The organism is Microbacterium sp. K24 (assembly GCF_004794465.1).
Taxonomy (GTDB): domain Bacteria; phylum Actinomycetota; class Actinomycetes; order Actinomycetales; family Microbacteriaceae; genus Microbacterium.
The window spans coordinates 1-10,724 of the sequence record NZ_SSDJ01000018.1; the positions used below are offsets into that span (position 1 = coordinate 1).

7 protein-coding genes are annotated in these 10,724 nt (G+C 70.4%); 4 read left to right on the plus strand and 3 right to left on the minus strand.

All coding sequences use genetic code 11. The features are described 5' to 3' along the window. Positions 1–2,322 (plus strand): SdrD B-like domain-containing protein (locus tag DW306_RS00495; protein WP_205814059.1); only part of this gene is annotated, 2,322 nt, incomplete at its 5' end. Between the two features lie 126 nt (positions 2,323–2,448). After that, positions 2,449–5,754, plus strand: coding sequence for a DUF11 domain-containing protein (locus DW306_RS00500; protein WP_136053700.1), 3,306 nt, complete (start codon positions 2,449–2,451; stop codon positions 5,752–5,754). Positions 5,755–5,842: 88 nt separating this feature from the next. Here the strand turns inward: DW306_RS00500 and DW306_RS00505 are convergent, their stop codons facing one another. Further along, positions 5,843–6,685: an alpha/beta hydrolase gene (locus tag DW306_RS00505; RefSeq protein ID WP_136053701.1), complete on the minus strand. Its 843-nt coding sequence runs from the start codon at positions 6,683–6,685 to the stop codon at positions 5,843–5,845. A 94-nt stretch (positions 6,686–6,779) separates the two neighbouring features. On the opposite strand from DW306_RS00505, the gene DW306_RS00510 reads away from it, so the two are divergent. Continuing rightward, a complete protein-coding gene (locus DW306_RS00510) occupies positions 6,780–7,340 on the plus strand; it encodes a TetR/AcrR family transcriptional regulator (RefSeq protein ID WP_136053702.1) in 561 nt (186 codons plus the stop codon). A 158-nt stretch (positions 7,341–7,498) separates the two neighbouring features. Continuing rightward, positions 7,499–8,296: a tryptophan-rich sensory protein gene (locus DW306_RS00515; protein ID WP_136053703.1), complete on the plus strand. Its 798-nt coding sequence runs from the start codon at positions 7,499–7,501 to the stop codon at positions 8,294–8,296. On the opposite strand, the gene DW306_RS00520 is transcribed toward DW306_RS00515, so the two are convergent. Together DW306_RS00520 and DW306_RS00525 are read right to left on the minus strand one after the other, a co-directional pair. Continuing rightward, positions 8,278–8,949: a response regulator transcription factor gene (locus DW306_RS00520; RefSeq protein ID WP_136053704.1), complete on the minus strand. Its 672-nt coding sequence runs from the start codon at positions 8,947–8,949 to the stop codon at positions 8,278–8,280. The genes DW306_RS00515 and DW306_RS00520 overlap by 19 nt on opposite strands. After that, the coding region (locus DW306_RS00525) for an ATP-binding protein (RefSeq protein ID WP_136053705.1) at positions 8,946–10,724 on the minus strand (1,779 nt) is incomplete at its 5' end. The genes DW306_RS00520 and DW306_RS00525, both read right to left, overlap by 4 nt.

The following is a 10,724-nucleotide window of genomic DNA, read 5'->3' on the forward strand; positions in this document are numbered from 1 at the left end:
GACGATCGCGACGGCGTGCAGGATGCCGGCGAGCCGGGCGTGCCGGGTGTGACCGTCATCCTGCGCAACGCGGCCGGTGACGAGACCGCGCGGACGACCACCGATGCGGCAGGAAGGTATCGATTCACCGACCTGCCGTTGGGCGATCACATCGTGGAATTCGCCGGCCTTCCGGCGGGGTTGACCTTCACTCCCCGGGCCGTGGGCGGCGATCGCGCCGCGGATTCGGATGCCGATCCCGCGACCGGCCGCACCGGCACGGTCACTCTCACCCCGGCCGTGCCGGATGTGACGGATGTCGATGCGGGTCTGGTGCCGCCGCTGGGGTCGATCGGCGACACGGTCTGGCGCGACGACGATCGCGACGGCGTGCAGGATTCCGGCGAGCCCGGGGTCGCGGGTGTGACCGTGATCCTGCGCGACAGCGCCGGCGACGAGGTCGCGCGGAAGACGACCGATCCCGACGGGAAGTACTCCTTCCCGGGCCTTCCCCTGGGCGACTACGCGGTGGAGTTCACCGACCTCCCGGCGGGTGCGACCCTCACCGCGCGGGCCGCGGGCGGCGATCGTGCCGTGGATTCGGATGCCGATCCCGCCACCGGTCGGACCGGCACGATCACGCTGACCCCGGCGGTGCCGGATGTGACGGACGTCGATGCGGGTCTGGTGCCGCCACTGGGCTCGATCGGCGATACGGTCTGGCGCGACGAGAATCGCGACGGCGCACAGGGCGCCGGAGAGCCCGGTGTTTCCGGCGTGACCGTCGTGCTGCGTGACGCCGACGGCGCCGAGGTCGCTCGAATCACGACGGATGCCGCGGGGAACTATCTCTTCGACGATCTGCCGCTGGGCGCCTACACGGTGGGCTTCGAGGGGCTGCCGGACGGGCTGCTGTTCACGGGATCGAAGCTGAGCGGCGACCCGTCGACCGACTCCGACGCCGACCCGGCGACCGGACGGACCGGGACGATCACCCTCACGCCGGCGGTTCCCGATGTGACGGATGTCGATGCCGGCCTGGTGGCGCCTCCGCCTGCCGGGTCGATCGGCGACACCGTCTGGCGCGACGAGAACAGGGACGGCGCCCAGGGCGCCGGAGAACCCGGCGTCGCGGGCGTGACCGTCGTGCTCCGTGACGCCGACGGCGCCGAGATCGAGCGCACGACGACGGATGCCGACGGCAGGTACCTCTTCGACGACCTCCCCCTGGCGGACTACACGGTCGGCTTCGAGGGCCTTCCGGCAGGACTCTCGTTCACGGGCCGCGGACTGAGCGGTGATCCGTCGACGGACTCGGATGCGGATCCGACGACGGGGCGGACGGCAACGATCACGCTGACCGTCGCCGTGCCGGACGTGACCGACGTGGATGCGGGTCTCGTGGCTCCGCCTCCCGCGGGTTCGCTCGGCGACCGGGTCTGGTCGGATGAGGATCGCGACGGCGTGCAGGACCCGGGCGAGCCGGGCGTGCCCGATGTGACGGTGGTGTTGCGCGATGGCGCCGGCGCCGAGGTCGAGCGAACGACGACCGACGACGACGGGATCTACCGGTTCGAGGGTCTCCCGGCGGGCAGCTACACGGTCGGCTTCGAGGACCTCCCGAACGGGGCGGTGCTCACGGCGCCGGGTGTCGGCGACGACCCCGCCCTCGATTCGGATGCCGACCCCGACACCGGACGCACCTCGTCGGTCTCGTTGACCGACGCCGAGCCCGGCCGGACGGACGTGGATGCGGGCGTGCTGCCTCTGCTCGGCTCTATCGGCAGCCGCGTCTGGGACGATCGCGACCGCGACGGTCGACAGGACCCCGAGGAGCCGGGTGTTCCCGGAGTGACCGTGGTCCTGTACGACGCGGACGGGAACACCGGTGGTCCCGGTGAGGAGATCGGGCGCGTGAGCACCGACCCGGCCGGCGCCTACCTGTTCTCGGACCTGCCGATGGGCGACTACGACCTCGCGTTCCTCTCACTCCCCGAGGGATTCGAGTTCACGGTGCTCGGCGTCGGCGGGTCCGAGGCGGACTCGAACGTCGATCCGGTCACCGGTCGGGCGCGGGTGACGCTGACGGCGGATGCTCCGGACCAGCTCAGCGTCGGTGCGGGCGTGCGGGTGAGCGCTGCCTCGCCCGGAGCACCCGGTGCCCCCGGAGACCCCGGTTCGCCCGGAGACCGCGCATCTCGCGGTGTCGCCGGTGCCTCCGGGGCCCCCGCCGTCCTCTCCTCCACGGGACTCGACGGCTTCTGGATCACCGCGCTCGGGGCCGTCGGTGCTCTGTCGCTCGTCGGCGGCGTGCTGCTGCTCCGCCGCCGTCGGGTCGACTGATATATTGCTGGAGTTTTTCATAACTGATATCAAAGGCCTATACCCGAAGCCGGACGGCACCCGAAGTCGCCCGGCATGAGAAGTCGATCAGCACCCGAACGCTGATCCACCCGAGATTGGCCGACGATGTCCCGCACTTCTCGCGCTCGCCCGCGCGCTCCGTTCCGTTCCCTCCTCGCGCTCGTGCTCGGCGCCGTGCTCGCCGCGGGCATCGCGCTGCCCGCCTTCGCGGAATCTCCCGAGTTCGGGCCCAGCACCCAGCAGGGCACGATCGGCTCCGACAAGAGCGCCGGCACGCTGCGCGAATGTCCGGCGAACAAGGTGCTCGTCGGTGTGCGCGTCGAGGATCGCACCAACGCGGCTCCCAGTGGTGCGTTCGGCATCATCGCCGACCTGGACATCCTCTGCGGAACCATCCGGGTCGATTCTCCGAACACCATCACCGTCGTGAACGACGCGGCGTTCACCGACTACGCCGCGTATGACAACCGCGACGGTGCTCCGGATGCCGCCATCTGCCCGGCCAACACCGTCGTGACGAGGATGGGCGGACACTTCTTCCAGGGGCAGGGGTTCCCGTGGGCCTCGGACATCCAGATCTCCTGCCAGCCGCTGCTGTTCGACGCCCAGGGCAGGATGCGCACCAACATCGCGGCAACCCCCACCGTTCTGCAGGCGGGCGACAACGAGAACCTCAACGCGCCCGCGGGTCTCGCCGGTCCGTTCTGCGGCACGAACAACACGCAGATCGTCCGCGGCTACCGCCCCCAGGCCGGGGGCGAGGGATACGACGGCATCAACGTCTCCTGCGCGAGCTTCGCCAGCGACTTCGGCGATGCTCCGGCTTCGTACCCCGACGCCGGCTTCGAGATCAACGGCGCCACCTTCCTCGGCGCGGCGGTCGACTCCGAAGGAGCTGAGCAGCCGTCGGCGAACGCCGGTGCCGACGGGGCAGACGATGACGGTGTCGTGTTCCCGACCATCATCGGCGGCTTCACCCCGACGGCCACTGTCTCGGTCACGGCGACGAACTACGCTCCCGTCGCTGCCGTGCTGACGGGCTGGATCGACTTCGACGGCAACGGGGTGTTCGAGACCTCCGAGCGCGTGACGACGTCGATCGCCCCGGGATTCTCCGGCCCCGTGAACCTGGTCTTCCCCAACGTCGCCGCACAGACCGCGGCCGCCGGCGGAGCGACATTCGCCCGTTTCACCATCGCGACCAACGGCGTCGCGGGAGAGGTCGAAGACCATCGACTGGTGATCATGGCGCAGGCGCCCGCTCTGGCCATCGTGAAGTCGTCGACGACGGCCGCGGTGACGACCGTCGGTCAGCGGATCCCCTACACGTTCGCGGTATCGAACACGGGCAACGTCACCATGTCGAACGTCGCCGTCACCGACCCGCGCCTGGGTGCCGCACCCGTGTGCGCCGAGACGGTGCTCGCTCCGGGGGAGTCGACGCAGTGCACCGGGGTGCACACGGTGACGCAGTCCGACCTGGACGCGGGTCGCGTCGTCAACACCGCGACGGTGACCGGCACGCCGCCCGGCAGCACCACGAGGATTCCGCCCGTGACATCGAACCAGGTCGTCATCCCCGCACGGCAGTCGCCGGCGATGACGGTCGTGAAGTCCTCCTCCACATCGGTCGCGACCGCGGCCGGCCAGCAGATCCCGTACGCGTTCACCGTGACGAACACCGGCAACGTGACGCTGTCCGCGGTGACGATCGCCGATGCGAACCTCGATGCCGCGGCCGTCTGCGCCGCGACGGTGCTCGCGCCGACGGCATCCACGCGGTGCACCGGTGTGCACACGGTCACGCAGGCCGAACTCGACGCCGGAGACGACATCGTCAACACCGCCACCGCGACCGGCACCCCGCCGGGCAGCACGACGCCGATCCCGCCCGTGACCTCCAACGAGGTGGTGATCCCGACGCGCCCCGCACCGGCGCTGTCCATCGTGAAGTCGTCGTCGGCCACGACGGCGACCGCCTCCGGCCAGCAGATCCCGTACACGTTCACCGTGACCAACACCGGGAACGTGACGGTGTCCGGCGTGGCGATCACGGACCCGAACCTGGATGCCGCCGCGACCTGCACGGCGGTCGTGCTTGCGCCTTCCGCATCGACCGCGTGCACGGGGGTGCACACGGTGACGCAGGACGAGATCGACGCCGGCGACGACATCGTCAACACGGCGACGGTCACCGGCACCCCGCCGGGCAGCTCCACGCCCATCCCGCCGGTGACGTCGAACAAGGTCGTGATCCCGGTGCAGCAGACGCCGGCGCTGACGATCGCCAAGTCGTCTTCGACGACCTCTGCGACCGTCTCGGGCCAGCAGATCCCCTATCTCCTCACGGTGACGAACACCGGCAACGTCACGCTCGCCGAGATCGAGGTCTCCGATGCGCAGCTCGACGCCCCGGCGACGTGCGACGCCACCGAACTGAATCCGGGGGAGGCGACGCAGTGCACCGGGGTGCACACCGTGACCCAGGCCGAGCTCGATGCGGGCGACGACATCGTGAACACGGCGACGGTCACCGGCACTCCGCCGGGCAGCACCACGCCGATCCCGCCGACGCCGTCGAACCCGGTGACGATTCCGGTCGTGCCGTCTCCGGCGCTGACGATCGAGAAGTCGTCGCCCACCACGTCGGCGACGGAAGTGGGTCAGGCGATCCCGTACACGTTCACGGTGACCAACACCGGAAACGTGACGATCTCGAACGTGGTGATCGACGATGCTCAGCTCGACGAGCCCGCCACGTGCGACGCCGACGAGCTCGCTCCGGGCGAGACCGCGGAGTGCACCGGCGAGCACGCCGTGACGCAGGCGGAGCTCGATGCAGGAGGCGACATCGTCAACACCGCGACCGTCACGGGCACGCCGCCGGGCAGCACCGATCCGATCCCGCCCGTGCCGTCGAACCCGGTCGTGATCCCGACCGAGCAGACACCGGCCCTGACGCTCGAGAAGACGGCATCCGACGACGCGGTCCGCGCGGGGGCGACCATCGCGTACACGTTCGTGGTCACGAACACGGGCAACGTGACCATCAGCGACGTGGTCGTCTCGGATCGTCTGCCCGGTCTGAGCGCGCTGGAGTGCGACACGGCCGAGCCCGTCGCACTCGCGGCGGGGGAGGCCCTCACCTGCACGGCCGCCTACATCGCGACGGCGGCGGACGCGGCTGCCGGAGTCGTGCGGAATTCGGCGACGGTGACGGGCACCGATCCATCCGGCGACCCGGTGACGGCGGGGGACACTGTGGATGTGTCGATCGCCGTGCCTCCGGCCGGCGGATCCGGTCAGCTGCCCGGCACGGGTGGAGAATTCCCGCTCGCGCTCCTGGCGATCGCACTGCTCCTGATGGTTGCCGGCGGAGTCATCGCCGCGAGGCGGCGCGCGATCCGCTGACAGCCCCGATCCTGACGTCGATCGTCAGGCCCTGAACCCCCCGGCATCCGTCCCCCCACCACGATGCGGATGCCGGGGCCAGGGACTGCTACTTCGCGAGGAAGTCCTTCAGGGCGGCGTTGACCTCGTCGGCGTGGGTCCAGAGCAGGCCGTGCGGGGCGCCCTCGACCTCGATGTAGTCGGCATCCGGCACCGCCTGGTGGAAACGGCGTGCCGTCGCGTCGATCGGGAGGATGTTGTCCTTCGTGCCGTGCAGGATCAGCGTGGGCTTGGCGGCCGCGCGGACGGCTTCGACGTCTGCGCGGAAGTCCTCGATCCAGGAGGAGACGACGGCGTACGCGGCGACGGGAGCGCTGCCGATCGCGACGTTCCAGCTGCCGGTGACGGCCTGCTCGCTGATGCGCGACCCGAGGTTCTCGTCGAGGTTGTAGAAGTTCTTGTAGAAGTCGGTGAACCACGCGAAGCGGTCGCCCTTGGCGGCTGCCTCGATGCCGTCGAAGACCTCCTGCGGAACGCCCTCGGGGTTGTCGTCGCGCTGCACGAGGAAGGGCTCGAGCGAGGCGAGGAAGGCGAGCTTGGCGACGCGTTCATGGCCGTACTTCGCGACATAGCGGGCGAGCTCGCCGGTGCCCATCGAGAAGCCGACGAGCACGACGTCGCGCAGGTCGAGGGTCTCCAGCACCGTGTTCAGGTCGGCGGCGAAGGTGTCGTAGTCGTAGCCGGCGTTCACCTTCGACGACTGACCGAAGCCGCGGCGGTCGTAGGTGATGACGCGGTAGCCCTGCGCGAGGAGCTCGCGGGTCTGGCGCTCCCAGCTGTGGCCGTCGAGCGGATAGCCGTGGATCAGGACGACGGGCTGGCCGGCTCCCTGGTCTTCGTAGTACAGCTCGATCGGGGCGCTGTTCTCGTTTCCGACGGTGATGTAACCCATGATCTGATCCTTCCGATTCCGGTGAGAACGGTCGTTCTCGCTCGATAGGTCCAACATAGAGAACGTGCGTTCTCATGTCAAGTACACTGAGATCATGAACGAGGAAACGGTGCGTGAACAGATCCTTGCGGCGGCCGATGAGCTGTACTATCGCAAGGGCTACGCGGCCGTCGGCATGGACGAGCTGCGTGCCGCGGCCGGCGTGTCGCTGCGTCGCCTCTACTCGCTGTTCCCCGCCAAGAATGACATCGTCGCCGCCGTCCTCGCACGCAAGCACGCCGAGTGGGAGGCCGGCCTGACGGCCGCGGTGACGGATGCCGGTGGCGACCCGCGCACACGCCTGCTCGCCGTCTACGGCTACCTCGAGGACTGGTTCTGCACCGACGACTTCCGCGGCTGCGCGTTCATCAACGCGTTCGGGGAGCTGGGTGGCACGAACCCCGAGGTCGCCGAGATCGTGCGCACGCACAAGGCGTCGTTCCAGGAGTACATGGCCGGACTGGTCGCGGGCACCGGGGCCTCTCCGCTGCTCGCGGCGCAGCTGTCGATCCTCGCCGAAGGCGCCCAGAGCACGGCGGCGATCTCGGCCGACCCGCAGGTCGCGGTGCAGGCGCGCCGTGCCGCAGAGGTGCTGATCGACGCCGCCGTCGCCTGACCGGCGGGTGCATCTGTCGGGGGATCGGACGGGTGTCGGACCGAACCACGGCGTGTCGCCCTGCATCCGTCCCCTCGCCCGACATCCGTACCTGCCGCAAGCTCGCAAACCAGGTATATGTCTTACTTGGTTAGCGATTCGATGCTAGAGTCCCAGCCATGGAATCCCGGACACAGGACATCCTCCGCCAGACCGTGATCATCGCCGCGGCGACGTTCATGCTGATCGCCGCGGCCGTCGGCTCGGGTGCCTTCGGCGGCACATCGGTGGACGAGCTGCAGGACGGCGCGCTCTCGGCGCAGGGTTCGTACCTCGCCCCCGCCGGGCCCGCGTTCTCCATCTGGTCGCTGATCTACCTCGGACTGATCGCGTACACGGTGTGGCAGGCGTTGCCGGCGCAGCGTGCGGACGAGCGCCAGCGTGCGGTCGGCGGCTGGGTCGCGGCGACGATGGTGCTGAACGGTCTCTGGCTCGTCACCGCGCAGTTCCTGACACTCGTGCTCACCTGGATCGTGATCGCGGTGCTGCTCGCGGCGATCGCTCGCGTGATCGTGATCCTCAACCGCTTCCCCGCGAAGAACCTCGCCGACCGGATCGTCACCGACGGCGCGAACGGCCTGCACTTCGGCTGGGTCACCATCGCGACCGTCGCCAACATCACGGCGTGGCTCACGCAGACGGTGCCCGCGAGCTGGGGCGATCAGGCCGAGGTCTGGGCCGTGGCCGTGCTCGTCGTGGTGCTCGTGATCGGTGCGGCATCCGCCTGGTTCACCGGACGCATCGCCCCCGCGCTCGCCACGGCATGGGGTCTCTCCTGGCTCGCCGTCGGACGACTGACGGGTGAGCCGGAGAGCACGTCGACGGCGATCACGGCGATCATCGTCGCGGTGCTGCTCGTCATCGCCGGCGTCGTGGCCGTGTTCCGTCGCCGCAGGGCTCAGAGCACCAGCCGGTAGCCCATGCCGGACTCGGTGAGCAGGTGCGCGGGCGCGCTCGGCTCCTTCTCGAGCTTCTTGCGCAGCTGCGACATGTAGAGCCGCAGGTAGCCCGAGTCCGACACCTGCTCGCTGCCCCAGATCTCCTTCAGCAGGTCCTGGCGGGTGACGAGGGCGCCCGGATGCCGGGACAGGTGCTCCAGCATCCGCCATTCCGTCGGAGTCAGGTGCACGCGGGATCCGCCGCGGGTGACGGTCTTGGTCGACAGGTCGACGACTACGTCGGCGAACGACACCACCGACTCGCCGCCCGCGGGCATCGACCGGCGGGACAGCGCCCGCAGCCGGGCCAGCAGCTCGTCCACCTGGAACGGCTTCGTCACGAAGTCGTCGGCGCCGGCATCCAGGGCTTCCACCTTGTCGGCGGAGCCCGTGCGGCCCGACACCACGATGATCGGCACGTTCGTCCAGCCGCGCAGCGCCTGGATCACCTCGATGCCGTCGAGCCGCGGCATCCCCAGGTCGAGCATGATGATGTCGGGGTGGGTCTGCGCGGCGGCGGCGATCGCGGCGGCGCCGTCCGGAGCGACGACGACCTCGTAGCCGTGGGCCGCCAACGTGATCCGCAGGGCCCGCACCATCTGGGGGTCGTCATCGGCGATGAGCAGCTTCACTGTGCCTCCGGCTCAGGGGATCCTGCGGCGAGCGGCAGGGAGATGACCATGGTGAGGCCGCCGCCAGGCGTGTCCTCGGGTGTCAGGGTACCGCCCATGCCCTCGGCGAATCCGCGCGACAGGGCGAGTCCGAGACCGAGCCCCGTCGTGTTGTCGGTATCGCCGAAGCGCTGGAACGGCTGGAAGATGCTGTCGCGGCGTTCGGGCGCGACCCCCGCGCCGCGGTCGATGATGCGGATCTCGGCGCGGTCGCCGAGGGTGCTCGTCGACACGCGTACGCGCGTGCCCGAGGGGGCGTGCCGGTGCGCGTTCGCGAGCACGTTCACGATGACCCGCTGCAGCAGCACCGGGTCGGCCTGCAGCACCGGAAGGGCCGGATCGAGAGACAGCACCACATCGGCGGGGCCGAGGCCGAGCTCGTCGACAGCGGCGAGGATCGGGGCCGTCGCCTCGACCCTGGTCGCCGAGACCGCGAGCACGCCGGCCTGCACGCGGCTCACGTCGAGCAGATCGGTCACGAGCGCCGACAGCGTGGCGAGGCTCTCGTCGGCCGTGGCGAGCAGTTCGGCGCGATCGTCGTCGGAGAGTTCGTGCGCACCGCGCAGTCCGCCGATCGCGGCGACGGCCGAGGCGAGCGGGCGGCGGATGTCGTGGCTGACGGCCGAGAGCAGGGCGCTGCGCACCTGGTCGGTCTCGGCGAGCGCCTCGGCTTCGAGGGCGGTCGCCCGCAGGTCGGTGTGCTCCATCGCGGCCGACAGCTGCGCCACGATCGCGTCGAGCAGCCGGCGCTCCGGGGCGGCGAGGGGATCGCCGTTGAGTTCGAGCGAGGCGCGGGCGGCGCCTTTCGCGCCGATGCCCACGGGCACGGTCGTCGCACGGCCGTCGGCCACGGGCTCGCCGTCGCTCGCCAGCACCTCGCCGTCGGGGGAGAGCAGGCGTACCCCGCTGAGCCCGAAGGCCTCGCGAGTGCGGCTGACGAGGGCCAGCACGGCGTTGTCTCCGCGCAGCACGTTGCCCGCGACCGCGGCGAGCAGCTCGGCCTCGGCCGCGGCACGCTGCGCCGTGCGTGCGCGTCGCGCGGCCTGGTCGACGATGATGCTCACCAGGATGGCGATCACGACGTACAGCGCCAGAGCGAGCACATGGAGGGGGTGGGCGATCGTGATCGTGAACTGCGGGGCGACGAAGAGGAAGTCGAGCGTGATGCCCGACAGCACGGCCGCGAACACGGCAGGGCGGATGCCGCCGATGAGCGCGACCACCACGACGAGCAGCTGATACGCGAGCACCTCGGCCGTGATCGACTCGGGGCTGCGGAACGCGAACATCACCCAGGAGAGCAGCGGACCGAACACGAGGGCGACCGCGAACCCGAGCAGCTGTCGCCGCCAGCCGAGCGCCCCGCCGGTCATGCGTGGCAGCGCCAGTCGTCCGCCGGCTGCAGCGTGCGTGACGATGTGCACATCGATGTCGCCGGATCGTCGGATCACCTCGGCGCCGATGCCGGGGCCGGTCAGGGCGGCGGTGAGGCGGCTGCGTCGGCTGACGCCGATGACGAGCTGCGTGGCGTCGGCGCCCTGGGCGAACTCGACGAGGGTCGCGGGGATGTCGTCGCCGACGACCTGGTGGTAGCTGCCGCCGAGCGATTCGACGAGCGTGCGCTGCGCGGCGAGGGCGCCGGGGGTCTCATCCCGCAGGCCGTCCTGGGCCGACACGTGCAGGGCGAGGAGCTCTCCTCCGGCCGAGCGGGCGGCGATGCGGGCGCCGCCCGCTCG